The sequence below is a fragment of the Staphylococcus sp. HMSC062A01 genome, from assembly GCF_001836805.1.
In the GTDB taxonomy this organism is placed as follows: Bacteria; Bacillota; Bacilli; order Staphylococcales; family Staphylococcaceae; genus Staphylococcus; species Staphylococcus haemolyticus.
Genome location: NZ_KV830623.1, coordinates 39938 through 66402, shown reverse-complemented (window position 1 = coordinate 66402; position 26465 = coordinate 39938). Strand labels below are relative to the sequence as shown.

The window sequence follows — 26465 nt, the reverse complement described above, 5'->3', positions numbered from 1 at the left end:
TTTCATTGTATTAGGAGGACATTATTATAGAATGTATGTTTCAAAATCACTGAGCGCCTTAATACCTCGTTCACGATCTTCAGGAGTTTTAAAGCTAATTTGCAAAGCACCTAAAATATCTTCACGAATTTCAAGGATTTTTAAGTTACTTATAGAAATATTATGTAAACTCAAAATAGAAGTTACTTTGCTAATCATACCTGATTTATCTGGAATATCTACATAAAGATCATACGAAATACTTAGTGCACCTTGTTGTTTAACGGGAAGTTGATCCCTAAACTTTTTAGCAGCTGAAAAGAAATTATGGACTTCGTTAGTATCATTTAAACGAATATGGGATGAAATTGAATCTAACTGTTGTTGCAACATTTCTAATAGGTGTAATATATTTTCTTGATTACTAAACGTAATATCTCTCCACATATCTGCGTTACTACTAGCTATACGTGTGACATCTCTAAAGCCACCAGCTGCTAATTGTGTTACTAGAGTATGGTTCTTTGAGTTTGTTTCACTCAAATGAACTAAGCTTGAAGCGATGATATGTGGAATATGACTCACAACTCCAGTAACATAATCATGCTCTTGTGCCGATGTTGTTATAAATTTTGCCGATGTAGTTGATAACAATGTTTGTAGTTTTTTTGCCGATTCAGCATTACGTGCATCATCATAAACGAGAATGTAATAAGCATTTTCGAATAAATGCTTTTTTGAATTAAGAACACCAGATTTATGACTTCCAGCCATAGGATGGCCACCTACAAGATGAATGTTGTTGTTTAAGAGAAACTTTTCATAGCTTTGAATATTAGATTTAGTGCTACCAGTATCAGTTACAATTAAATGAGATTGTGTTTGATAATTAGGTAATTCTTTTAAGTATAATTCAGTTTGTTGTACGGGGGTAGCGTAAATGATGATATCTGCATTTTTTACGCCTTCACTATAGTCTTCAATTTTTTTATCAATTATTCCTATTGATAATGCTTTTTCAAGTTGATCTTTATCAGCGTCGAATGCTGATATTGTTAGATTAGGTTGATAATATTTTAAATTACTTGCTAAACTGCCACCAATCAAACCGAGTCCTATAAATAAAATATTTTTCATGATGAATCACCTTATTTCAAAATTTTCAGAATATGTACATTGTAAGGTAGAGTGTGCAGATAAACAATAGTAAAATGAATGAATTAATAGTGATAGTTCTATAAATACGATAAAATGTTATCAATAATTATTTTAAAAAAGGGGAGATAATGATGACGCAAAAAGTATTGAAAACAATAAAAGAACTTACAGAAATTAATAGCCCATCTGGTAATGCTACGGAAGCAATTAATTATGTTAAGAACAAAGTTGAAGCGTTAGGTTATGATACTAAGACAACCAATAAAGGTGCCTTAATTATCGAAGTACAAGGTGAAAATGATGAACAACAAAGATGCATTACTGCCCATGTAGATACACTAGGCGCGATGGTCAAAGAAATTAAAGAAAATGGTCGATTATCTATTAGTTTAATAGGTGGATTTACATATAACGCGATTGAAGGAGAGTATTGTGAGATACAAACTGATTCAGGACAAGTATATACAGGAACGATTTGTTTGCATGAAACAAGTGTCCATGTTTACAGAAATAATCATGAAATACCTAGAGATGGCGAACATATGGAAATTCGTATCGATGAAAAAACAACGTCTGATCAAGAGACAAGAGATTTAGGGATTGAAGTGGGAGATTTTGTAAGTTTTGATCCCAGAACTGAAATTACATCATCAGGATTTATTAAATCAAGACACTTAGATGATAAAGCAAGTGTAGCAATGATACTAGAACTGCTTGAGAAACTTAAACAAGAAGAAACGCAATTACCACATACGACTCAGTTTTATATTTCTAATAACGAAGAAATAGGATATGGTGCAAATGCATCAATATCCGATAAGATAGTAGAGTTTATTGCATTTGATATGGGAGCGCTAGGCGATGGTCAAACCTCAGATGAATATACTGTATCGATTTGTGCTAAAGATGGATCAGGTCCTTATCATAAAGAATTAAAATCACATTTAATAAATTTATGTAAAATTAATGACATACCTTATAAAGTTGATATTTATCCTTATTATAGCTCTGATGCATCAGCAGCACTAAAAGCAGGTGCAGACATTCGTCATGGTTTATTTGGTGCTGGTATAGAATCATCTCACGCGCTTGAAAGAACTCATATTGAGTCTATTGATGCAACTCAAAATCTTTTATACGCATATTGTTTATCGCCAATAAATTTATAATTGATTGTTGACAAATAAAATAGAGTTTTGTATTATACTGAATTATAAGAAATATCAAACAATTCTATGAATGAAGTAGATAATATGATTTGTAGCAAATAGAAAGCCAATGGGTGATGTAAATTGGCACAACATATTAATCGAATTGGGTCTAGAATTTTAAATTTTAATAAAGTATGAGTGAGCAAAGTATTGTTAACTAAGGTGGCACCACGGTAACGCGTCCTTATAGAGTAAAGCGCGTATGCTGTGGTGTTTTTATGTACAATTAAATAGGCATAAATGAAGTAGTGGTGAGTAAGGTAGTGACAGAAAGTTGATGGTAGATGCAAATCAACACCCCTTATCATGAATTTGGGTTTATGTTGAAAGACAAATCAATAAGACTGAGTGAACGCTTAATATTTCGATTATTCGGAATATTTCGTTAATTAAGGTGGTACCGCGCGTCAGCGTCCTTTACATAAGGAGGCTGGCGTTTTTTTAGTGAAAGGGATGAGAAAATGGAATTTTATTATGAAGTATTAAAAGCTCACATAACACCTGAAGCTTTAGGACAGTTGAATGAACATAAAATTATATTTGAAAGCGCAAGTCAACAACAATTAAAAGGCAGATACTCTATCGTAGCATTCGATTATTATGGCACCGTCAAATTAAATGATAATGAATTAATTATTAAGACTTTGAAAGAAGATAAAGTTATAACTACTGAGCCATATAATTATTTAAAAACATTCATCAATCAATTTGATTGTGTCATAAATGATGAAAAATTAAAGCAACTGCCATTTATTTCTGGCTTTATGGGAACATGTGGTTTTGATTTAGTGCGACATGAATTTCCAATTTTAAAACGAGTAGCTATTAAGAGTATGAAAACAATATCAGACGTGTCTTTCTACATGATAGAGGATGTATTTGTATTTGATCATTACAAGGATGAATTATACGTGATTGCTTCTAATCAATTTTCAAAAGCAAGTAATGCAGAATTAAAATTAAGAGTGAAGCATAGAATTCAAGCATTGTCTCAAATTAAAATTTACCAAGAGAATAATAAAATGGTGCCTAAGAGATCAGAGATAAAAGTAAATATTTCTGATAAACAATTTATCGATATTGTTACTCAAATGAAACAACGGATTACTGAGGGAGATATGTTTCAAGTTGTGCCCTCTAGAATATATAGCTACCAACATCATTTCGGAAAAAATAAAAACCAATTGAGTTATCAGCTTTATCAAAATTTAAAACGTAAGAACCCTAGTCCATATATGTATTACATGAACATGGAAAATGAGATTATAGTTGGAAGTTCACCAGAAAGCTTTGTAGCAGTGCATAACGGCGAAGTAATAACTAATCCAATTGCAGGAACGATTAGACGTGGCACTACCTCAGAGGTAGATGAACGCAATGCACACCAATTAATTACAGATGAGAAAGAAATAAGTGAACATAGTATGCTTGTGGATTTAGGTAGAAATGATATTCATAGAGTAAGTATTACGGGGACATCTGAAATATCAAAACTAATGGTGATTGAAAGATATGAACATGTCATGCATATCGTTAGTGAAGTAAAAGGAAAAATTAGAAAAGATATATCTCCAATGACTACTATAGCAAGTCTTTTACCAACTGGGACAGTATCGGGAGCACCTAAACTAAGAGCTATTCAACGCATATATGAATCCTATCAATATAAAAGAGGCGTATATAGCGGTGGCGTTGGTTATATCAATTGTAATCAAAATTTAGATTTTGCATTGGCAATACGAACCATGTTGATTGATGACGACACTGTTAATGTCGAGGCAGGCTGTGGTGTTGTGTACGATTCTATACCTGAAAAGGAACTTGAAGAAACACGACTTAAAGCAAAAAGCTTATTGGAGGTAACACCATGATATTAATTATAGATAATTACGATTCGTTTACGTATAACTTGGTTGATATAGTTAGTCAAATTGATGAAGTGATTATTAAATATCCAGATGATAAAGATGTATTGAACTATTTAGAGAAAATTGATGGGGTAATCATTTCTCCAGGTCCTGGTCATCCTTTAGATGGCGATGAATTGGTAAAAATTATCGATAAATATCATACTTTACCAATTTTAGGTATTTGTTTAGGTGCTCAAGCATTAACGTGCTACTACGGTGGCAAAGTTATTCAAGGAGAGAAAGTCATGCATGGAAAGGTAGATACACTTGAAGTTAAAAACGAGTCAGAACTCTATTTGACGATACCGCACCAATTCAAAATTATGAGATATCATTCACTTGTAAGTGAGATAAAATCTTTTCCTAAAAATTTAATCATTACGGGAAGTACATCAGATTCAATACAATCCTTCGAGGACAAACAACATCTTCATTTCGGTATACAGTATCATCCAGAATCATTTGCTACTGAGTTTGGTTCACAAATTATTAAAAACTTCATTCGTATTGTAAAAGAAAGGGTGAATTTGAGTGGGATTACTAAAACAATTGGATAATGACATAACTTTAACGCAATCAGAGACAACACAATTCATAACCTATCTAACTAATCCTGAAATTGATGTGGAAGACAAGGTCGACTTATTAACGCGATTTACGAAAAAGGAAATTAAACAACAAGAATTAACCTATGTCGTTAATAGTTTAATTCAAACCATGTATCCTAATCAACCAACATATGAAGGAAGTATGTGTGTATGCGGTACAGGAGGGGATAAGTCAAACAGTTTCAATATTTCTACAACAGTGTCTTTTGTAGTAGCAAGCGCTGGTATTCCAGTCATTAAACACGGAAATAGAAGTATAACATCCCATTCAGGAAGTACTGATTTGTTAAATCAATTGGGAATAAAGACGACAAAAGTTTCAGAAGTCCCATTACAAATTGAAGAACAGGGATTGGCATTTATTAGTGCAATTGAGTCTTATCCAATAATGAAATATATCCAACCTGTTAGAAAAATGATTTCTATACCGACTATTTTTAATATAGTTGGGCCACTTATCAATCCATTTAAATTGACCTATCAAGTGTTAGGAGTGTACGACCCAAGTCGATTGTACATGATAGCACAAACATTGAAAGATTTAGGGCGACGGAGAGCAATAGTGTTACATGGAGCAAATGGTATGGATGAAGCTACGCTTTCAGGAGACAATGAAGTTTATGAATTAAATGAAAATGGAGACATAACGCATTATTTTGTAAATGCTAAAGATTATGGTTTAAAGATTGCAAGTAATCAAGATTTAGAAGGAGGCAGTCCAAGAGAAAACAAAATGATTACATTAGATATTATAAGTGGAGATGATAAAACTTGTAGAAGGGATGTTGTTTTGTTAAATGCTGCACTTGCGTTATATGTTTCTGAAAAAGTAGATACGATAGCATCTGGAATAAGTTTAGCTACGTTCTTAATTGATAGTGGTAGAGCGATGGAACAATTTATGAGAATGAGAGGTGATATCTGTGACGATATTAAGTGAAATAGTGGATTATAAAGAGCAATTATTAAAAGACGGCTATTATCATGATAAATTACAAAATTTGAAAGAGGTTAAACATAAAAATAAATCACGATTAACGGATGCTTTAATTAATAATGACAATTTAACATTAATTGCTGAAATCAAATCGAAGAGTCCATCTGTACAAGCTTTTCAACAAACGAATATAATTAAACAAGTAATTGATTATGAACGTTATGGAGCAAATGCGATCTCCGTATTAACAGACGAACGTTATTTCGGTGGTAGCTTTGAAAGATTACAGCAAATATCCGAAACAACACAATTACCTGTTTTATGTAAAGATTTCATCATTGATTCGCTTCAAATTGATGTTGCACAAAAAGCAGGTGCTTCAATTATTTTACTCATTGTAAATATACTTACCGATGAAAAGTTACGACAACTCTATCAATATGCAAGTTCTAAGGGACTAGAAGTGTTAGTAGAGGTACATGATGGTATTGAATTACAACGTGCCTATCAATTAAATCCACAAATCATTGGGGTAAACAATCGTGATTTAAAATCATTCAACACCGATGTTAAACATACTAATCAAATACTTAAGTGTAAGAAAGAGAACTATTTATATATATCTGAAAGTGGAATTCATTCACAACAAGAGGTTAAGCAAATAGTAAAAAGTGGGATCGATGGCTTATTAGTTGGTGGAGCCTTAATGAATTGTAATGAGTTAGAACATTTTATACCCTCACTCAAATTAAAAAAGGTGAAACAATGATTTTAAAATTTTGCGGTATAAAAACTAAAGTAGAAGCATTAAGCATTCGACCACTCAATATAAACATGGTGGGATTTATACACTATCCCAAAAGTAAACGACATTTGGATATTGAGCAAATAAATAAACTATCAAGATTGTTGCCAGACGAAATAGATAGATTAGTCGTATTAGTTAATCCAACATTGCAATTAATAAAGAAAATTATTAATGCTACTAATATTAATGCTATCCAACTCCATGGTGAAGAGACGATTGATTTTATCAAACAATGTCGTTTAAATTTTAAGAATATTAAGATAATTAAAGCTTTACCAGCTACTCAAAATATAATAAATGATATCGATCAATTCAAAGAGCATGTTGACTTATTTATTATAGATACGCCATCAGAGCAATATGGTGGGACTGGACAATCTTTTGATTGGACATTGCTTAAGGGCTTAGATCAATCTATACCGTTTTTAATTGCTGGAGGTATTGACGTTGATAAGATAAAACAAATTGAAATGATGAAGTTGAATCATTTAGGTTATGACATTTCAAGCGGCATTGAAACGGATGGTATAAAAGACAAAAATAAAATGTTAACTGTGATACAACAAGTGAAGGGAGAATTATAATATGTATAATATACAAACTGAAGCAGATGAATTAGGTTTTTTCGGAGAATATGGTGGGAAATATGTTCCAGAGACATTAATGCCAGCAATTATTGAATTAAAACAAGCGTATAAGAAGGCTAAACAAGATCAATCATTTCAAGATGAATTAACTTATTATTTGAAAGAATATGTAGGTAGAGAAACCCCATTGACTTATGCAAAATCATATAGTGAAGCGTTGGGTGGAGCTCAAATATATTTAAAACGTGAGGATTTGAATCATACCGGCGCACATAAAATTAATAATGCGATAGGGCAAGCTTTATTGGCAAAACGTATGGGCAAAAATAAACTAGTTGCTGAAACGGGCGCGGGTCAGCATGGTGTAGCAAGTGCCACAGTAGCTGCGTTATTTGATATGGAATTAATCGTATTTATGGGAAGAGAAGATATCAAACGTCAACAGCTTAATGTATTTCGTATGGAATTATTAGGAGCTAAAGTTGAAGCAGTGGATGAAGGTCAAGGAACACTTTCTAATGCGGTAAACAAGGCATTACAGTATTGGGTAAGTCATGTTGCAGATACACACTATTTACTAGGTTCGGCATTAGGACCTGATCCTTTTCCAACGATGGTCAGAGATTTTCAAAGTGTTATAGGTCAAGAAATTAAAGAACAATTACTTCAAAAAACTGGTCGATTACCAGATGCAGTTGTTGCATGTATAGGCGGAGGGTCTAATGCAATAGGGACTTTTTATCCTTTTATTAAAGATAAGGTCAAATTATATGGTGTAGAGGCTGCAGGACAAGGGATTGATACTGCTAAGCACGCACTTGCAATTGGAAAAGGACGTCCGGGCGTACTTCATGGTTCAAAAATGTATTTAATTCAAGATGAATATGGACAAGTAGAATTAGCACACTCTATATCTGCAGGTTTAGATTATCCAGGTATAGGTCCTGAACATTCATATTATCACGATATTGGACGTGTGCAATATAAACATGCCACTGATACAGAAGCAATGGAGGTGCTCATCCGCTTCAGCAAAATGGAAGGAATCATACCTGCCATTGAAAGTGCACATGCACTTAGTTATGTTGAAAAGATAGCACCTAAAATGAATAAAGATGAAATTTTAGTAGTTACTATTTCAGGTCGCGGTGACAAGGATATGGAAACAATTAGACACTATATGCAAACAAGAGGTGAATCACATGACTAAATTATTTATTCCATACATTATGGGGAATAAGTCATTTATTAAAAATATGAAAATCTTAGATGAGAATGGTGCTGATATAATAGAAATTGGTATACCATTCTCTGACCCAGTAGCTGATGGTCCCATAATAATGGAAGCAGGCAACCGAGCTATCAAGCAAGGCGTTACCATTAATTACATTTTTAATGAATTATCCAAAAATAAAGATGAAATTAATTGCAAATATGTACTAATGACTTATTTCAATATCATTGTTTCTTATGGAGAAGAAGCTTTCTTTAAAGAATGTGAAAAAGTAGGTGTTTACGGGGTAATTATTCCGGATTTGCCTAACGAATTAACTCAAAAATTAAAGCATAAAATATCCAAATTTGATGTTAAAGTAATATCTCTCATATCAATGACTGCAAATGATGATCGTATAAAAGAAATCGTTAAGCATGCTGAAGGGTTTATATACACTGTAACTATGAATGCAACAACAGGCAAAAAATGGAACGTTTCATCCTCAATTAAAAGATAAATTAAAACATCTAAAAGCACATACGGATATACCTGTAGTTGCAGGTTTTGGCATCAGAACTAAAGAACATATAAAGGATTTAGCTACTTTTGCTGACGGCGTAGTCATTGGTAGTGAAATTGTAAAACGCTTTTGTCAAGATAATAACGAGGATACGATTCACTATTTGAAACAAGTAAGAGAAACGCTAGATACGCTTTAGGTATAAGATGTACCTTGGTGGATATGTAATTTATAAAGGAAGTTCACTAGAGATTAAGACGATGTTTGATGTCTTAATCTCTATTTATTTATTTTGCAAAATATTTCAAACTAATAAATGGTTTGTATTTTAGTTTTGTTAATATCTATTGTATACTTAATGAAACTGGATAAATAAATTTTTGGTTGAAGATAAAGATATTATTGAAAATTATAATTTAAATTTTGAACTAAAAAGTAGATAAAGATTCTTTGAAGTAGGAGCAATAAATAATGAAGTTTACAAATTTAACAGCTGCAGAGTTTGGCAATTATACAGATAAGATGTCATATAGTCATTTCACACAAATGACTGAAAACTATGAGATGAAAGTTGCAAATAAAACAGAAACTCACTTAGTTGGTATAAAAAATAAAGAAAATGAGGTTATTGCAGCCTGCATGTTGACAGCAGTACCAGTCATGAAATTTTTCAAGTACTTTTATTCTAACCGAGGACCTGTAATTGATTATGATAATAGAGAGCTTGTTCACTTTTTCTTTAATGAGTTAACAAAGTATTTAAAACAGCATAATTGTCTTTATGTTCGAGTTGACCCTTATTTACCATACCAATACTTAAATCATGATGGTGAAATTACAGGTAATGCTGGTAATGATTGGTTCTTTGATAAGATGAAGCATCTCGGATTTGAACATGAAGGCTTTAATAAAGGTTTTGATCCGATTAAACAAATCCGATATCATTCTGTTTTAGATTTAAAAAATAAAACATCTAAAGATATATTAAATGGAATGGATAGTCTACGTAAACGTAATACTAAAAAAGTTCAAAAAAATGGTGTGAAAGTTAAGTTCTTATCAGAAGAAGAACTTCCAATCTTCCGTTCATTTATGGAAGATACAACCGAAACGAAAGAATTCCAAGATAGAGATGATAGTTTCTATTATAATCGTTATAGACATTTCAAAGATCGCGTGCTTGTACCGCTAGCTTATATTAAGTTTGATGAGTACATCGAAGAATTACAAAATGAACGTGAAACTTTAAATAAAGATGTTAATAAAGCTTTAAAAGATATTAAAAAACGACCAGACAATAAAAAGGCATTTAATAAAAAAGAAAATCTTGAAAAACAATTATATGCCAATCAACAAAAATTAGACGAGGCTAAAAAATTACAAGCCAAACATGGTAATGAATTACCAATTTCAGCAGGTTTCTTCTTTATTAATCCATTTGAAGTTGTTTATTATGCAGGTGGAACTTCTAATAAATATAGACATTTTGCAGGCAGTTATGCTGTTCAATGGACAATGATTAACTATGCAATTGATCATGGTATTGATAGATACAATTTCTATGGTATTAGCGGTGATTTCAGTGAAGACGCTGAAGATGTTGGAGTCATTAAATTTAAAAAAGGTTTCAATGCAGACGTAATTGAGTATGTTGGAGACTTTGTGAAACCTATTAACAAACCTATGTATTCAGTGTATAAGACACTCAAAAAGATTAAAAAATAGATTTAATTAAGAGGGGAATAGACGAATATGAAATTTACAGAGTTAACAGTTAAAGAATTCGAAAACTTTGTACAAAACCCATCATTAGAAAGCCATTACTTCCAAATGAAAGAGAATATTCAAACACGTGAAAATGATGGCTTTGAAGTAGTGTTACTAGGTGTAAAAGATGAAAGCAATAAAGTACTAGCTGCTAGTCTTTTCTCTAAAATTCCGACCATGGGAAGCTATGTATATTACTCAAATCGAGGCCCAGTAATGGATTATTCTGATTTAGGCTTAGTTGATTTTTATTTACGTGAATTAGAAAAGTATTTACATCATCACCAATGCTTATACGTTAAAATTGATCCATATTGGATTTATCAAATTTATGATAAAGATATTAATCCACTTGAAGATAGAGAGAAAAATGATGCTGTAGTTAATTTATTTAAATCACATGGATATGAACACCATGGATTCACTACTAAATATGACACATCAAGTCAAGCAAGATGGATGGGTGTTAGCTTTCTAAAAGGGGAAACACCTGCATCATTAAGAAAACAATTTGATAGCCAACGTAAAAGAAATATTAATAAAGCGATAAACTACGGGGTGAAAGTAAGATTCCTTGGTAGAGATGAGTTTCATATATTCTTAGATTTATACCGTGAAACAGAAGCAAGAACAGGTTTTGTATCAAAAACAGACGAATATTTCTATAACTTCTTTGATACTTATGGAGATAAAGTGCTTGTTCCACTTGCATATATTGATTTAGATGAATACATAAAATCATTGCAAGACGCTTTAAATGATAAAGAAAACCGTCGTGATCAAATGATGGCAAAAGAAAATAAAAATGATAAACAACTTAGAAAAATTGCAGAATTAGATAAGCAAATTGAACACGATAAAAAAGAACTCTTACAAGCAAGCGAATTACGTCAGACAGATGGCCAAATTTTGAATTTGGCATCAGGAATTTTCTTTGCAAATTCATATGAAGTGAATTACTTCTCTGGAGGTTCATCTGAAAAATATAATAGTTATATGGGACCATATATGATGCATTGGCATATGATGAACTATTGCTTCGAACATGGATATGATCGATATAATTTTTATGGTTTATCTGGTGATTTTACAGAGAACAGTGAAGATTATGGTGTTTATCGCTTTAAAAGAGGATTTAATGTTTACATTGAAGAGCTAATCGGGGACTTCTATAAACCTATAAACAAGGTTAAATATTGGTTGTTTAATACACTTAATACAATTCGCAAAAAAGTAAAAAAATAAATTGATGTTATTAAAGGCTGTGACATGGTGGATGTCACAGCTTTTTTTTATCGTAACTCGTGATAGAGACAAGTTACAATACAGTGTAGGTAAATTCTAAGTTGATTTTCATGTTGCCCCCTACAATTTAATATTACCACACGTCTGATTTTTAGCAATAATATTACAAAACAAATTTATTTTGCTAAATTTAAAATATTTTCATTATTATTCTTTAGCAAATTTAGTTAAGACTAACAATTTATATAAATAGATACCAAGATTTATACGAAAAAGTTACGATTCATTCAAATGTAATAACTAAACCTAATATCTAAAATTGAGATTATTACATTTACTTAAGTCTATATAATAAGAATTCTTGATGGCTCGCTTTATGTAGATGATATTAATGATTGTTGTAGTACTTAATTAGTTAACAATTAGCTTTGACAAAGATTAAACACATTATCATAGGATTAATATCTCTAAACGTATAGACATATATAATCATGTGTATTTATGAGTTTTAAATTAATTAGCTTAGGATGAACAAATTATTTAAGCTAAATATTGTAAGATAACAATCAATCATACGTAACAATAATAAAACATGTTCAGAAATCGTCATGACAGCGTATTAATTTAAAGGTTTTATGTAGATAATTATTTGTGCTCCATTTTAGTTTACATAATATATATTATAGGAAGTTATAAATAGTAACTCAGGGGACCTATCTTGCTACCTACTATGTCTGATTTTATATATACATTTACTATCTATTCAGCAACAATTCATTTAAATATCTGGTTATATATAGTTATTTATGCTTAACTCTAAATATACTAATATATAAAGGAAATATATCAATATCGTGTTGGATATTGATTGAACAATTTGCTTTGATGGTCGTCAAATTGACTGTAAAATTACCGACCAACTTTTTAGTTTACATAATATAAGACATAAAATTATTTTTGCTTCAGCTAGACCAATTCGTGATTTATTACCTGTACTACCTAATAAATTTCATAAATTTGCACTTATTGGTGGTAATGGTTCCATTATCTCTATTAATGGTCGTATAAATACACTTGCAACTAATCAGTTTGAAACATTTAATGTGATAAAACATGTCATTAATCAATATAACTTGAATTACATTGTTAATGATGAATGGAATTATGCAGCACGTGTTGATGCTACAAATACAATTTATCAACGCCTAGATCCTCAACTATTAGCACAAAAATTAACTATTAATGAGATTACTTCACCTATTAAGACGATTTTATTGAACATAGATGAAAAAGACTTTGACGAAGTTGTAACATATATAGCTACCAATGCACCTAGTCTTTCACTAATTAATCATTCAAATGAACTTAATATTGATATTACAGCTAAATATATTAATAAATTTACTGCTATTGAGCATATACTCGGTAAATATCCTACGTATGTTGCATTCGGTAACGATCATAATGATATTGAAATGTTGCAACATGCTAAAGTTGGTTATTTTGTAAATAATGAATCAATGGATGCATCTATTTTAAAAAATAATAAAAATATCCGTTGTATTTATGCAAATACGGAAGCGCTATGTGTATCTTTAGATGAATTAAGCAAACATTACTAAAATAGCTACATTTATAATGAAATATAAACAACTTCTTATCGAAAATGATTATCAATTGCAAATATAATAATTTCATAGGAGGTTAATTATGAAAAATTCATTTAAATTTATAGCTATACTTTTCACAATAGTTTTATTATTATCTGCGTGCGGTAAGGATTCAACTTCTAAATCGTCGTCATCTTTAAAGGATACGATTACAGTTGAGAATACATATGAGTTTAAAGATAAGAATAATACACATACTAAAGGAAAAATGAAAACTGAGAAAGTTAAGGTACCAGTAAATCCAGATAGAGTGGCTGTAATAGATTATAGTGCATTAGAAATTATGAAACAGATGGGATTGGAAGATAGGATTGTGGCAATTGCGAAAGGTAAAGGTGCTACTTTCTTACCTTCTTCCCTTTCAGAATTTTAAAATGATAAGTATACTAATTTAGGTAACCCTGGACAACCTAATTATGATAATTTAGCTAAAGCTAAACCCGAAGTTATCTTCACATCATTTAGACAAGCACATACTAAAACGCTAGATGAAATAAAAAAAGCTGACCCTAACGCTAAAATATTATTTGTAAGTCTTGATAATAATCGTTATATTGATTCCATTAAAGAAAATACGACATTGTTTGGGAAAATATTCAAACAACAAAACAAAGCTAAAATGCTTAATGAGAAACTAAGTAAAAAAGTTGCTGAAACTAAAAAGTTATTAATGACGATACGGTCTTGTTTTTAAATGTGGATGATAAAGGTGTTAAAGCATTTGGACCTACTGGTCGTTTCGGAGGGTTCTTAAATAAAGATTTAGGATTAAAACATGCTGACACAGCCATGAAAGCCAATTCTGCTGGGAATTCTATTACTTATGAGTATTTAAACAAAGTAAACCCAGATAAACTATTTGTAATTGATCGTACTCAAAAAGGAAATGATAAGTCGTTACCTTCTGCATTAAATAACGACCTTATAAAAATTTTAAAAGCTATTAAGAACAAACAAGTATATCAATTTGAATCTAACGCATGGTATTTTTCTGAGGGTGGAATTGAAACTACCATTGAGCAATTAGACAAAATTGAAAAAGCTTTTAAAAATAATTAGTGAAACGCTTTTTTATTATCTTCTACGACGACGGATTGTTTCGTCATCATCTTCATATTTACGAATTTCTTTTTCTAGTTGTTTCTTTTTACGTTCACGACGCCAATTTCTAGTGAAATACCATAATAAAAAGCTGATAATTAAACTGATAATGGCTAGAAAAGCAGCATATCCTAGTAATGGTTGAAATGAGATATCATAAAAATTAGGAATAAAAAATGCTAAGATAGCTAACGCAACAAATGTAATTACTGCGGATACAAACCATTTCTTAAGTACTAAAGCACAGAAGACAGTTAAAATTATCGTTGCAACTATTGTAATCCATAAATAGTTGGGCATATCAAAAATAGTCATGTATATCTCCTATCATAATAAAAATCTTTCTTTTAAATACTATACAATAATATGAAATTAAATTATACCCCTTTGCCTATAAGCATAACTCGGTCTTGAGGCTTAATAATGAGTTTGAAAATGATATTGTGTATAATGATTGTGAAATGATTTTTAAGGGAGTGGAATTTATGACGTCAGGTTTACCATTTAGAAAAGATGTTCCAGAACTAGAAAAATGGAATTTAAATGATTTGTTTGATAGTGATGAACAATTTTTTGACGCTTTAGATAATGTACTAAATCAATCGAAGTCGTTTAATCAACAATATAAAGGGAAAATTTCAGATGCTAAGATGATAAAAAAAGTATTATCAGAATTTGAAAATATTCTTATTCAACTTGATCGTCTTGGTAATTATGCGGAACTAAGACTAAGCGTTGATACTGCTAATACTGATGCACAAACATTAAGCGCAAAGTTATCGACAAATTATGGTAAGATTTCAAGTCAGTTATCCTTTGTAGAATCTGAAATATTAATGTTACCTGAAGAGATTATTAAAGAAGCAATAGAAGAATCTGATGTGCCTCACTACTTAGAGAAATTAATTGAAAGTAAGCCATATCAATTGTCACCTGAAGTGGAACAAGTAATGGCGAGTTTATCGCCTACTTTTCAAAGTGCATATGAATTATACGGCACAACGAAAATGCTTGATATTGCCTTCGAATCATTTGAACATAACAATGTGACATACCCTATGGATTACGCAACATTTGAAAATGAATACGAGGATAATGCTGATCCAGAATTTAGACAAAAAAGTTTTAAAAGCTTTAGTGATGCTCTGAAAAAATATCAACATACTACTGCTGCGACTTACAATCAACATGTGCAACAAGAAAAAATTGAGGCTGACTTAAGAGGATATGATTCTGTCATAGACTATTTATTACACGATCAAGAAGTTACACGAGAAATGTATGACAGACAAATCGACGTAATTATGAGTAATTTAGCACCTGTAATGCAAAAATACGCTAAATTATTACAACGTATACACGGTTTAGATAAAATGCGCTTTGAGGATTTAAAGGTTTCTGTTGATCCAAGCTATGAACCTGAAATATCAATCGAAGATTCTAAACAATATATTCATGGTGCTTTAAATGTACTGGGCGAAGATTATATACAAATGGTTGAGCAAGCATATAGTGATCGTTGGATAGATTTTGCACAAAATAAAGGAAAAGACACAGGTGCTTACTGTGCTAGCCCTTATTATACACATTCATATGTATTTATTTCATGGACTGGAAAGATGACTGAAACGTTTGTACTAGCACACGAATTGGGACATGCAGGTCATTTTACATTGGCACAACAACATCAAAATTTATTAGATTCTGAAGCTTCAATGTACTTTGTAGAAGCACCATCTACCATGAATGAAATGTTAATGGCAAATTATCTATTCAGTAACAGTGAAGATCCTAAATTTAAACGTTGGGTAATTGGATCTATTTTATCACGCACATATTATCATAATATGGTAACACACTTGTTAGAAGCTGCTTACCAACGTGAAGTATATCGCAAAGTTGATAATGGTGAGTCACTCACAGCACCTGTGCTTAATAAGATTATGAGAGACGTTTATGAACAATTCTTTGGTGATGCTGTTGAATTAACAGATGGAACTGAATTAACTTGGATGCGTCAACCCCACTACTATATGGGATTATACTCATACACTTACTCTGCTGGATTAACAATTGGTACGGTTGTTTCACAAAAAATTAAACAAGAAGGCCAACCAGCTGTAGATGCATGGCTTGAGACATTAAAAGCGGGTGGAAGTCTATCTCCTATTGAATTAGCAAAAATTGCAGGTGTTGATATCACTACAGATGCACCACTTAAAGCTACTATTAAATATATCTCTGATTTAGTTAATGAAGCTGAACAATTAACAAATGAAATTGACAACAAGGCTAATTAAATTATATATATTTTGATTAATAGTAAAACCCTGATAATAACTGATTTAATCAGTCTTATCAGGGTTTAATTGTTTGATTTTGGGTTATTTAGGATTTGATACTATATTATTTTTCATAATGTTCACCAGTATAGAAATAATAAACGCTCTCTGCAATATTTCTAACATGGTCTCCGACTCTTTCAAGATTTCGTGCAGCTAAATGTGCTTGGCCAGCAACAAAAGGGTCATTATCTATTAAATATGTTGTGTTAACTATATTTGCATAAAGATCATCAATATCTTTATCACGCTCAATAATTTCTTTGATTAACGTTATATCCTCTTGTTTCGTAGCTGTATTAAGATCTTGCAACATTAGCATTGCTAATTTCCCCATCGTTTTTAATCGAGTCAATACATAGTGATCTGTAATCTTTACTCGAAGACGAATATGCGCTATATGTGCTGCGTTATCTCCCATGCGTTCAAAGTCTGTGGAAATTTTTAAAGCTGCCATCATCATTCTTAAATCCGTAGCAATTGGCTGTTGCTTTGTAATTAACATAATAACTTTTTCATTAATATCATAATCTAAGTTATTGATTATTTTATCATTCTCAATGACTTGTCTTGCAAAATTTTTATCCTCTTCACTTAACGACACTAATGCATGTTCGAGATTAAAATAAACACGAAGACCAAGGTGACGAATATCCTTAATTAATTCACCTAATTGACCTTCGTATTTATGTCTAATAATGGTCATCATTATAGAATATTAACCAAAACGTCCTGAGATGTAGTCTTCTGTTTGTTTATCAGAAGGATTAGAGAAGATTTTATCAGTGTCGTCGTATTCGTTAACATAACCATTAAGGAAGAATGCTGTTTTATCAGATACACGTGCAGCTTGTTGCATGTTGTGTGTAACCATAATAATAGAGTAATTTTCTTTTAATTCTTGAACAAGTTCTTCAACTCTTAATGTAGAGATTGGGTCTAAAGCTGATGTAGGCTCGTCCATTAAAATAACATCTGGTTCAATAGCTAAACATCTAGCAATACAAACACGTTGTTGTTGCCCACCAGATAAACCGTAAGCGTTTGTGTGTAATCTATCTTTTAATTCATCCCAAATTGCCGCGCCACGTAATGATTTTTCTACGATTTCATCTAATAATTTTTTATCTTTAATACCGTGAGTTTTAGGACCATAAGTGATATTATCGTAAATTGATTTTGGGAATGGGTTTGGTTGTTGGAATACCATACCTACATTTGTTCTTAATTTTTCTTTAGAATAGTTTTCATCAAAAATATTTTGGTCACGGTATAGAATTTTACCAGCAGTTTTTACTGAAGGTACTAATTCTACCATACGATTTAATGTTTTAATATAAGTTGATTTACCACAACCAGATGGTCCAATAATAGCAGTTACATTATTTTCTAAAATATCTAAATTAATGTTTTGTAGCGCATGTGTATCTCCGTACCATAAATCTAAGTTTTGTGTTGAATAAACTACTTTTTTATTGCTATCTGATTCTTTATTGTGTTTAACTTCATTAGATGAAACTACTGTTGAAATTGATTCTTGAGATTGATCAGTATGTTTTGCTAACTCTTTATCTTTAATATTTGTATTTGCCATAATTAAAACTCCTTTATATCTGTAAGATTGAAACGATAGTTATGCTCTATTAAAAACATGATATTATCGATTCAACCTTCACTCCCTAAATTATGTTGTATTTGATTGGATTAATATTTTCTAGAGAACTTGTTACGTAAGAAAATGGCTATTGCGTTCATTAGTAATAAGATTACAAGTAATATAATAATTGCTGCTGATGCAACATTTTGGAATTCAGCTTGAGGCATTTTAGCCCAAGTGTAAATTTGAGTTGGTAATGCTGTGAACATAGACATAATGCTTGTTGGTGTTGCTAATAGAATAGTTGGTATACCAATTAAGATTAATGGTGCTGTTTCTCCTAATGCGCGTGATAGTGATAAGATGAATCCAGTCAAAATACCAGGTAAAGCAGCCGGTAATACGACACGACGAATAGTTTGCCATTTATTTGCACCTAAGCCATAAGAAGCTTCGCGAACAGAATTAGGAACTGCTCTGATTGCCTCCTGACTTGATACGATAATAATCGGTAGAATTAACAATGACATTGTTAAAGCGGCAGCAATAACGCTATTTCCTAATGCTAATGCTTGAATACCGCCACCACGAACGAATAATGTTAATCCAAGTAAACCGAATACGATAGAAGGTACACCAGCTAAGTTAGAAATACTAATTTTAACGAAACTAGTAAAGAAATTGTCTTTAGCGTATTCTTCTAAATAAATCGCTGTACCTACACCAAGAACGATAGAGATTGGAATAATACTTATCATTAACCAAATTGTCCCTGCTAACGCACCTTTAATACCTGCTTGTGAAGGTGTAGAAGAAGAGAAATTTGTAAAGAAATCTGGTGTAAGATAGCCAACACCTTTAACAAATGTTTGTATCAATAATGCTGCAAGTACTAATAAAGCTATTACAATACATGTAAAGAATAACCATTTATTTAATTTATTTGTTTTATCACGACTTGAGATATTTTTTTCTACTTTGTTTTGGTCAATTAGTGTTTTAGCTTTAGGATTTGTAGTAGCTGTCATATTAATACTCCTCTCTGAAGCGTTTCGAAATCCAATAAGAAATTAAGTTCATTATCAATGTGAAAATAAATAATGTGAAACCTACTGCATAAATACTGTAGTACATATCAGAACCGAATGTAGCATCTCCAGTTGCAACTTCAACAATATAACCAGTCATAGTTTGAATTGAATTCGTTAAGTTTAATGAAGCTGTTGGTGAACTACCTGCAGCTAATGAAACAATCATAGTTTCACCGATCGCTCTTGAAATACCTAATACGATTGAAGCTACAACACCTGAAGCTGCGGCTGGTAATACTACTTTAGTAGCAACTTCAAATTTTGTTGAACCTAAACCATAAGCACCCTCACGAATTTTGTTTGGAACAGATGCCATTGCATCTTCACTCATACTTGTAATTACTGGAACAATCATGATACCTACTACAATTCCTGGACTGACAGAATTGAAACTATCAAGTGCTGGAATTATTGTTCTTAGTACAGGTGTTACAAAAGTTAAAGCAAAGAAACCAAATACAATTGTTGGAATACCTGCTAAAATTTCAAGAATTGGTTTAATAATACGTCTTGCTTTGTCACTTGCGTATTCACTTAAGTAAATTGCAGCACCTAATCCAATTGGAACTGCGACGATAGTTGCAATTACTGTAATTTTCAACGTACCAATAACTAAAGCCCAAATACCATATTTAGGATCAGAACCAGTTGGGTTCCAGTCTTTAGTGAATAAAAATTCAACAATAGATACGCGTGTGAAGAATGTTATTGTCTCAGTTATCAAAGTGAAAAGAATACCAATTGTAGTTAAAATTGAGATTGCAGCTATAATTCCTAAAATAATAGGTACGATTTTATCACTGAAACCGCCCTTTTTAGCGTTATTTTTAGCTATCAAGTCTCTAACATTAGTTTCCGATGCCATATATAACCCTCTCTTTTTCTCCCAATAAATATAAAAAAGCGCTAGAAATTATCAGGTAAACAATGAGTTCAAATTAACCTAAAACATTTTAACAATCACCCATATATTCGAGAACAAGGTAGCAGAGTTGCTACCTTGTAATACCCCTTGAATAATTCCCAGCCCTTTGATATTAATAATGATTATTATTTATCTGATTTTTTATCGTATTTTTTTAATTCTTTAAGTTCATCTTTGTAAGTTTTTTCTGGAGAAGCTACATAACCAGCATCTTCAGCAGATTTACCTTTGTCTTCTAATGTGAATTTGATGAATTCTTTCATAACATCATTATCTTTTAATGATTTTTCTTTAACATATAAGAATAATGGTCTACTTAAAGCATATGAACCGTCTTTGATTGTTTTCTTAGTTGGTTCAGTTGTTTTACCTTTATCGTCTTTGATTTTAACTTCTTTTAATTTATCTTTGTTTTGTTCGTAGAAGTTATAACCGAAGTAACCGATACCCTCTTTGTTTTTCTCTACTGATTGAACAATTACGTTAGTGTCTCCGTTTTTCTCTGCTTTGATATCTTCTTTATTCATTACTTCTTCTTCAAAGAAATCATAAGTACCGTGACTTGAGTTTGGAGAGAAAGCTTTGATTTTTTTGTCAGGCCAGCTAGAGTTTACATCTTTCCAAGTTTTAGCTTCGCCGTTGTAGATTTTTTTCAATTGATCTTTAGATAATTCTTTAACAAAGTCGTTGTCTTTGTTAACTGCAACAGTTACACCATCTTGTGCAATTTTTAATTCTTTATATTTAATGTCTTTGTCTTCTAATTTTTGTTTTTCTTCATCTTTAATAGGTCTAGAAGCTTGTGAGAAATCAGTTTCGCCAGCGATGAATTTTTCAAAACCAGCACCAGTACCTGCTTGACCAGATGAAATAGTAGCGTTTGGATGATCTTTAGCCCATTTTTCGTTTAATTTCTCAACGATAGGAGCTACTGTTGATGAACCTTCACCTTTTGCTTCACCTTTAAGGTCTTTGCCATCTCCTGAACCACTTCCACTGCTATCTCCACCGCCACATGCGCCTAATAATACTGAAGCGCCTAAAACAGTTGTACCAACTAATTGCCATTTTTTCATTAAAATATCCTCCTAATAGATAACCCAAAATGTTATATGTATTTCTTACAATGCTTATGATACATGCCTTTTATTAATATAAAATAGTTTAAATGTAAAGTTTTCGTTAAGATTGCAGGAAAAACAATATTTTTCATAAAAATTATCTATAAAAAAGACGGGAGTGATACAGCATTCATAATGAAATGCTGTATCACTCCCGTAAAGGTGACTGAAAGCGTAAAATATATTGTTAGTGTTGTATTTTACTTTGAATAAGTAATATGACTTTAAATTAATTTTTAACGTTATTATTTTGTACTAATAAAACAACTATTTTAATAGAAGGAAAATGTTTATATTTATGATTATTTATCTTCTACTCGACTCCAACCCTTTTTGGTTAAAGAGATCTTGCCTGTTTCAATATTAATAATTTTATGTTTGTATAAATGACCTATTGCGCGTTTAAAAGAGCCTTTACTCATATTGAACACCTCTTTAATTGCTTCTGGGCTTGATTTATCCCAAAAAGGTAATTCACCTTCATATTCTACTAATAAATCAAATATTACTTGACCATCATCATCAAGACGTTCATGAGCTAAAGGTAAAAATGAACCATTGAGTTCGCCTTTGTCATTATGACCAATAACACGTACTTCTACTTCTTCACCTAATCGGGGTTCTTCTTTACGCTCTGATTCATGCACAAAGATTTTATGGCCTTCCTTCGATAATAAGAAACTACCAATTCTTAATAGTCGATATGGTCTAGCTTTAATCAGTTCATTCTGTTTTTCATCATCATATACAGGTGTAAACATTTTTTCTACAATTGTTTCACTAGCAAGACGAGCAAACATTTGATTTTCTCTATCTATACGTAATGTTACTAATACATAATCTCCAGTTTGTGGCCATAGTGATTTTACTTTTGGTAAATCTTCCCATGGGATTAGCACTTCTCTTGGTAAACCTACATCTACACGTGCACCATCTCGGTCTGTTTTTAACACTTTTGCAAAATCATATTTATCTTTTGTAATGTCAGGCATGTTTTGAGTAGCAAATAATTCGCCTGAGCGATTTGGATATATGAAGAAACTATATTCTTCACCTGTTTCTAATTCATCTTCATCATTGATTTCTGATTGATTTAATTTTACTTGTTCACCATTAGGACCTTTTAAAAGGTATGTAGAACCTTCTAAGCCAATGACTTCTAAAAATTCAATTGAACCAACAATATCTTTATCTAATGCCATAATATTCTCCTTCGAGGGTTTGTATTCTTCATTATTATAACATGCATACTAAAAACTATCATTCACGTGTTTAGATTTGCATTAGGTCGAAACTATATAAAGAATATGATATAATTTTTCCGTTAGATAAACGATAAATAAAGGAGTAAAAGCATGCTACAAGTAACTGATGTAAGTTTACGTTTTGGCGATCGTAAACTATTTGAAGATGTAAATATTAAGTTTACTGAAGGAAATTGTTATGGGCTTATCGGGGCTAATGGTGCTGGTAAATCAACGTTTTTAAAAATTTTATCAGGAGAAATTGATTCTCAAACAGGACATGTTTCAATGGGTAAAGATGAACGTTTAGCTGTTTTGAAACAAGATCACTTCGCCTATGAAGAAGAACGAGTATTAGATGTTGTTATCAAAGGACACGAACGCTTATATGAAGTCATGAAAGAAAAAGATGAAATTTATATGAAACCTGATTTCAGTGATGAGGATGGTATACGTGCCGCTGAACTAGAAGGTGAATTCGCCGAAATGAATGGTTGGAACGCAGAGGCTGACGCTGCTTCTTTACTCTCAGGTTTAGGCATATCTGCTGATTTACATGATAAGCAAATGTCAGAATTGGAAAATAATCAAAAAGTGAAAGTCTTATTAGCTCAAAGTTTATTTGGTGAGCCTGATGTACTTTTACTCGATGAGCCTACCAATGGTTTAGATATTCCTGCCATTAGTTGGTTAGAGGATTTCTTAATTAACTTCGATAATACTGTCATCGTGGTATCTCATGACCGTCACTTTTTAAACAACGTATGTACACATATTGCTGATTTAGATTTCGGTAAGATTAAATTATATGTAGGTAACTATGATTTCTGGTATCAATCTAGTCAATTAGCTCAAAAAATGGCTCAAGAACAAAATAAGAAAAAAGAAGAAAAAATTAAAGAGTTACAAGACTTTATTGCACGTTTCTCAGCTAATGCCTCTAAATCTAAACAGGCAACAAGTCGTAAGAAACAATTAGAAAAAATTGAATTAGATGATATACAACCATCTTCAAGACGATATCCATATGTTAAATTCACACCAGAACGTGAAATCGGTAATGATTTATTGACTGTTCAAGGACTTTCTAAAACAATTGATGGTGAAAAAGTACTTGATAACATTTCATTCACTATGAATCCTAATGATAAAGCAATTTTGATTGGAGATAGTGAAATTGCAAAAACTACATTATTGAAAATTTTATCTGGTGAAATGGAGCCTGATGAAGGTACATTTAAATGGGGTGTAACGACTTCATTAAGTTACTTCCCTAAAGATAACTCAGAGTTCTTTGAAGGCGTAGACATGAATTTAGTAGATTGGTTACGTCAATATGCACCTGAAGATGAACAAACAGAAACTTTCTTACGTGGTTTCTTAGGACGAATGTTATTTAGTGGTGAAGAAGTTAAAAAGAAAGCTAGTGTACTTTCTGGTGGTGAAAAAGTTCGCTGTATGTTAAGTAAAATGATGCTATCAAGTGCCAATGTTTTACTATTAGACGAACCTACTAACCATCTTGACTTAGAAAGTATTACAGCAGTAAATGATGGATTAGCTTCTTTCAAAGGATCAATCATCTTTACATCTTATGACTTTGAATTTATCAATACTATTGCAAATCGTGTGATTGATCTAAATCAATCAGGTGGTTTATCTAAAGAAGTTCCTTATGAAGAATATTTACAAGAGATTGGCGTATTACAAAAATAATCTATAAATACATACGCACTTCCCTATTACTAAATTGGGGAGTGCGTATTTTACTATCTTATTACCCATTTCATAAACCTTTACTTACATATGGTAAAAATACTTTCTGATTTTTCAGTCTATTTCAAAAAATCACAATTATCGGTTTACAGACACAATTGCCATATGTATAATATAAAACATAGCAATTGAATAAGAAATTGATGAGGCGCATCAATCATCAGTATATATTAGATAAACTGTCTGCAACAGCTAATATAGAAAGGGTGCGATGCCGAAATGAATCATAATCGCAGCTATGATTTGTTGGACTTTGTGGTTAAGAGCTGAAAGTTTGTCATTATTATTTAATAATGGAGTGCATCACTTGTATATAAATCACGAACAAGTTCGCACTTCCGAACTTGTTCTTTTTTATAGCGTGTGCCTCCCTATATTTTAGGAGGTAAAGTTTTGAAGCGAAGTGTTTTGAAGTTCGGTGGTTCATCCGTCGCTGATTTTATAAAGATAAAAAATATTGCAGAAATGCTTAAGAACCGTGTGGATGACGGTGAACAATTAATTGTAGTTGTTAGTGCTATGGGTAAAACAACAGATCAATTAATGGATAATGTATCAAATCTTACTGCTACACCTAAAGATGAGGAACTCGCCCTACTTTTAACGACCGGTGAACAACAGACGGTATCATATTTATCCATGGTGTTAAATGATATCGGTGTTAATGCTAGAGCAATGACTGGTTATCAAGCAGGTATTAAAACGATTGGCCATCATTTAAAAAGCAGAATTGCTGAAATCAATCCAGAAACATTTGATAAAGCATTCACCGACAAAGATGTGTTAGTCGTTGCTGGTTTCCAAGGTATTAATGATGCATTTGAACTTACAACGTTAGGACGTGGAGGATCAGATACAACGGCAGTTGCAATTGCTGCAAGTAATCAAATTCCATGTGAAATATATACTGACGTTGATGGCGTTTATGCCACTGACCCTCGAATATTAAGTAAGGCAAAACGTTTAGATTATGTTTCTTATGAAGAAATGATGGAAATGAGTGCATTAGGTGCAGGCGTTCTTGAAACTCGAAGCGTAGAACTTGCTAAGAACTATGATATCCCATTGTATCTCGGTAGAACTTTATCAAATGAGAAAGGAACATGGATTATGTCAAGAACAGACTTATTAGAGAAAAAAGCTGTAACAGGTGTAGCATTAGATAAGCATATGATGCACGTTACAATTAGTTATCCCCTACCTGATAATCGTCTTTTAACGCAATTGTTCACAGCATTAGAAGAAGGTTCAGTAAATGTGGATATGATATCCCAAATAGTTAACGTTGAAGGATTGCAGCTATCATTTTCTATTAAAGATAGTGATGTACAACAAATTTCAACTATTTTGAGTAACCTTTCTTCTTCATTTAACGCATTGGATTATAAAATTAATGAAGAATACGTTAAAATTTCGCTTATTGGTTCGGGTATGAGAGATATATCGGGCGTTGCATCAAAGGCTTTCATTACTTTAATTAATGCAAATATCCCATTCTATCAAACTACAACATCTGAAATTAGTATTTCTTATGTGATAGATGCTGATAATGGGGAAAAAGCGGTTGAAGTATTATACAATGCATTTGATATTTAAACATCAACATGCTACTTATAAATAATTTTTTTAAAATTCAAACAAATGATATTGGA

Annotated in this window: 21 protein-coding genes, 2 pseudogenes and 1 riboswitch; of the genes and pseudogenes, 15 read left to right on the top strand and 8 right to left on the bottom strand. The window is 31.7% G+C overall.

The window, feature by feature from the left end; genetic code table 11:
• Positions 1-24: 24 nt before the first annotated feature.
• Positions 25-1116, bottom strand: a complete 1092-nt coding sequence (locus HMPREF2715_RS06490; RefSeq protein ID WP_070581396.1) for a prephenate dehydrogenase — start codon at positions 1114-1116, stop codon at positions 25-27.
• Positions 1117-1268: 152 nt separating this feature from the next.
• Between HMPREF2715_RS06490 and HMPREF2715_RS06485 the strand changes: the two genes are divergently transcribed.
• The 12 genes and pseudogenes from HMPREF2715_RS06485 to HMPREF2715_RS06430 all read left to right on the top strand — a co-directional run bounded on the left by HMPREF2715_RS06485 (position 1269) and on the right by HMPREF2715_RS06430 (position 14675).
• A complete protein-coding gene (locus HMPREF2715_RS06485; RefSeq protein ID WP_070485391.1) occupies positions 1269-2306 on the top strand; it encodes a M42 family metallopeptidase in 1038 nt (345 codons plus the stop codon).
• Between the two features lie 503 nt (positions 2307-2809).
• Complete coding sequence (locus tag HMPREF2715_RS06480; RefSeq protein ID WP_070839669.1) at positions 2810-4219, top strand: anthranilate synthase component I; 1410 nt, start codon at positions 2810-2812, stop codon at positions 4217-4219.
• Positions 4216-4815, top strand: a complete 600-nt coding sequence (locus HMPREF2715_RS06475; RefSeq protein WP_070440043.1) for an anthranilate synthase component II — start codon at positions 4216-4218, stop codon at positions 4813-4815. Before HMPREF2715_RS06480 ends, HMPREF2715_RS06475 begins: the two co-directional genes overlap by 4 nt.
• Positions 4790-5806, top strand: coding sequence for an anthranilate phosphoribosyltransferase (trpD, locus tag HMPREF2715_RS06470; protein WP_070485392.1), 1017 nt, complete (start codon positions 4790-4792; stop codon positions 5804-5806). The genes HMPREF2715_RS06475 and trpD overlap by 26 nt, the downstream gene beginning before the upstream one ends.
• Positions 5790-6572, top strand: a complete 783-nt coding sequence (gene trpC / locus HMPREF2715_RS06465; protein ID WP_070440039.1) for an indole-3-glycerol phosphate synthase TrpC — start codon at positions 5790-5792, stop codon at positions 6570-6572. The genes trpD and trpC overlap by 17 nt, the downstream gene beginning before the upstream one ends.
• The gene (locus HMPREF2715_RS06460; protein ID WP_070440037.1) at positions 6569-7195 is read left to right on the top strand and encodes a phosphoribosylanthranilate isomerase; all 627 of its coding nucleotides are present in this window, start codon (positions 6569-6571) and stop codon (positions 7193-7195) included. The genes trpC and HMPREF2715_RS06460 overlap by 4 nt, the downstream gene beginning before the upstream one ends.
• 1 nt (position 7196) lies before the next feature.
• Positions 7197-8408: a tryptophan synthase subunit beta gene (gene trpB / locus HMPREF2715_RS06455; protein WP_070581394.1), complete on the top strand. Its 1212-nt coding sequence runs from the start codon at positions 7197-7199 to the stop codon at positions 8406-8408.
• Positions 8401-9133 (top strand): annotated as a pseudogene (gene trpA, locus HMPREF2715_RS06450) (tryptophan synthase subunit alpha). Before trpB ends, trpA begins: the two are co-directional and overlap by 8 nt.
• Positions 9134-9405: 272 nt before the next feature.
• Positions 9406-10659, top strand: coding sequence for an aminoacyltransferase (locus HMPREF2715_RS06445; RefSeq protein ID WP_070581393.1), 1254 nt, complete (start codon positions 9406-9408; stop codon positions 10657-10659).
• A 27-nt stretch (positions 10660-10686) separates the two neighbouring features.
• Positions 10687-11946: an aminoacyltransferase gene (locus tag HMPREF2715_RS06440; protein ID WP_070581392.1), complete on the top strand. Its 1260-nt coding sequence runs from the start codon at positions 10687-10689 to the stop codon at positions 11944-11946.
• An 875-nt stretch (positions 11947-12821) separates the two neighbouring features.
• Positions 12822-13568: an HAD-IIB family hydrolase gene (locus HMPREF2715_RS06435; RefSeq protein ID WP_305366869.1), complete on the top strand. Its 747-nt coding sequence runs from the start codon at positions 12822-12824 to the stop codon at positions 13566-13568.
• 88 nt (positions 13569-13656) lie between these two features.
• Positions 13657-14675, top strand: a pseudogene (locus tag HMPREF2715_RS06430) (siderophore ABC transporter substrate-binding protein).
• Between the two features lie 15 nt (positions 14676-14690).
• Here the strand turns inward: HMPREF2715_RS06430 and HMPREF2715_RS06425 are convergent.
• Positions 14691-15032, bottom strand: coding sequence for a hypothetical protein (locus tag HMPREF2715_RS06425; protein WP_070581391.1), 342 nt, complete (start codon positions 15030-15032; stop codon positions 14691-14693).
• 170 nt (positions 15033-15202) lie between these two features.
• Here HMPREF2715_RS06425 and pepF point away from each other — a divergent pair, with 170 nt between their 5' ends.
• Complete coding sequence (pepF, locus tag HMPREF2715_RS06420) at positions 15203-17017, top strand: oligoendopeptidase F (protein WP_070839666.1); 1815 nt, start codon at positions 15203-15205, stop codon at positions 17015-17017.
• A gap of 106 nt (positions 17018-17123) precedes the next feature.
• Here the strand turns inward: pepF and phoU are convergent, their stop codons facing one another.
• The 6 genes from phoU to cvfB all read right to left on the bottom strand — a co-directional run bounded on the left by phoU (position 17124) and on the right by cvfB (position 22995).
• The gene (phoU, locus tag HMPREF2715_RS06415; RefSeq protein WP_037551427.1) at positions 17124-17765 is read right to left on the bottom strand and encodes a phosphate signaling complex protein PhoU; all 642 of its coding nucleotides are present in this window, start codon (positions 17763-17765) and stop codon (positions 17124-17126) included.
• Between the two features lie 12 nt (positions 17766-17777).
• Entirely contained in the window at positions 17778-18653 is an 876-nt protein-coding gene (gene pstB / locus HMPREF2715_RS06410) for a phosphate ABC transporter ATP-binding protein PstB (protein WP_070581389.1), read from the bottom strand.
• A gap of 110 nt (positions 18654-18763) precedes the next feature.
• Positions 18764-19684: a phosphate ABC transporter permease PstA gene (gene pstA, locus HMPREF2715_RS06405; protein ID WP_070581388.1), complete on the bottom strand. Its 921-nt coding sequence runs from the start codon at positions 19682-19684 to the stop codon at positions 18764-18766.
• A 1-nt stretch (position 19685) separates the two neighbouring features.
• Positions 19686-20612, bottom strand: a complete 927-nt coding sequence (pstC, locus tag HMPREF2715_RS06400) for a phosphate ABC transporter permease subunit PstC (RefSeq protein ID WP_011275815.1) — start codon at positions 20610-20612, stop codon at positions 19686-19688.
• A 185-nt stretch (positions 20613-20797) separates the two neighbouring features.
• The gene (locus tag HMPREF2715_RS06395; protein WP_037551398.1) at positions 20798-21748 is read right to left on the bottom strand and encodes a PstS family phosphate ABC transporter substrate-binding protein; all 951 of its coding nucleotides are present in this window, start codon (positions 21746-21748) and stop codon (positions 20798-20800) included.
• A gap of 347 nt (positions 21749-22095) precedes the next feature.
• Entirely contained in the window at positions 22096-22995 is a 900-nt protein-coding gene (gene cvfB / locus HMPREF2715_RS06390) for an RNA-binding virulence regulatory protein CvfB (protein ID WP_070440022.1), read from the bottom strand.
• A gap of 153 nt (positions 22996-23148) precedes the next feature.
• Here cvfB and HMPREF2715_RS06385 point away from each other — a divergent pair, with 153 nt between their 5' ends.
• Together HMPREF2715_RS06385 and HMPREF2715_RS06380 are read left to right on the top strand one after the other, a co-directional pair.
• The gene (locus tag HMPREF2715_RS06385; protein WP_070440020.1) at positions 23149-24753 is read left to right on the top strand and encodes an ABC-F family ATP-binding cassette domain-containing protein; all 1605 of its coding nucleotides are present in this window, start codon (positions 23149-23151) and stop codon (positions 24751-24753) included.
• Between the two features lie 195 nt (positions 24754-24948).
• Positions 24949-25125: riboswitch (Lysine riboswitch) on the top strand.
• Between the two features lie 81 nt (positions 25126-25206).
• The gene (locus tag HMPREF2715_RS06380; protein ID WP_070440018.1) at positions 25207-26409 is read left to right on the top strand and encodes an aspartate kinase; all 1203 of its coding nucleotides are present in this window, start codon (positions 25207-25209) and stop codon (positions 26407-26409) included.
• The last annotated feature ends 56 nt before the right edge of the window (positions 26410-26465 follow it).

Excerpts from the sequence above, each read along its gene's own strand:
- pstB (WP_070581389.1), bottom strand. The coding sequence starts at position 18,653 with ATGGCAAATACAAATATTAAAGATAAAGAGTTAGCAAAACATACTGAT.
- HMPREF2715_RS06395 (WP_037551398.1), bottom strand. The coding sequence starts at position 21,748 with ATGAAAAAATGGCAATTAGTTGGTACAACTGTTTTAGGCGCTTCAGTA.
- HMPREF2715_RS06490 (WP_070581396.1), bottom strand. The coding sequence starts at position 1,116 with ATGAAAAATATTTTATTTATAGGACTCGGTTTGATTGGTGGCAGTTTA.
- pstC (WP_011275815.1), bottom strand. The coding sequence starts at position 20,612 with ATGGCATCGGAAACTAATGTTAGAGACTTGATAGCTAAAAATAACGCT.
- cvfB (WP_070440022.1), bottom strand. The coding sequence starts at position 22,995 with ATGGCATTAGATAAAGATATTGTTGGTTCAATTGAATTTTTAGAAGTC.
- HMPREF2715_RS06385 (WP_070440020.1), top strand. The coding sequence starts at position 23,149 with ATGCTACAAGTAACTGATGTAAGTTTACGTTTTGGCGATCGTAAACTA.
- phoU (WP_037551427.1), bottom strand. The coding sequence starts at position 17,765 with ATGACCATTATTAGACATAAATACGAAGGTCAATTAGGTGAATTAATT.
- HMPREF2715_RS06475 (WP_070440043.1), top strand. The coding sequence starts at position 4,216 with ATGATATTAATTATAGATAATTACGATTCGTTTACGTATAACTTGGTT.
- HMPREF2715_RS06425 (WP_070581391.1), bottom strand. The coding sequence starts at position 15,032 with ATGACTATTTTTGATATGCCCAACTATTTATGGATTACAATAGTTGCA.
- HMPREF2715_RS06485 (WP_070485391.1), top strand. The coding sequence starts at position 1,269 with ATGACGCAAAAAGTATTGAAAACAATAAAAGAACTTACAGAAATTAAT.
- HMPREF2715_RS06440 (WP_070581392.1), top strand. The coding sequence starts at position 10,687 with ATGAAATTTACAGAGTTAACAGTTAAAGAATTCGAAAACTTTGTACAA.
- pstA (WP_070581388.1), bottom strand. The coding sequence starts at position 19,684 with ATGACAGCTACTACAAATCCTAAAGCTAAAACACTAATTGACCAAAAC.
- HMPREF2715_RS06445 (WP_070581393.1), top strand. The coding sequence starts at position 9,406 with ATGAAGTTTACAAATTTAACAGCTGCAGAGTTTGGCAATTATACAGAT.
- trpB (WP_070581394.1), top strand. The coding sequence starts at position 7,197 with ATGTATAATATACAAACTGAAGCAGATGAATTAGGTTTTTTCGGAGAA.
- HMPREF2715_RS06460 (WP_070440037.1), top strand. The coding sequence starts at position 6,569 with ATGATTTTAAAATTTTGCGGTATAAAAACTAAAGTAGAAGCATTAAGC.
- pepF (WP_070839666.1), top strand. The coding sequence starts at position 15,203 with ATGACGTCAGGTTTACCATTTAGAAAAGATGTTCCAGAACTAGAAAAA.
- HMPREF2715_RS06480 (WP_070839669.1), top strand. The coding sequence starts at position 2,810 with ATGGAATTTTATTATGAAGTATTAAAAGCTCACATAACACCTGAAGCT.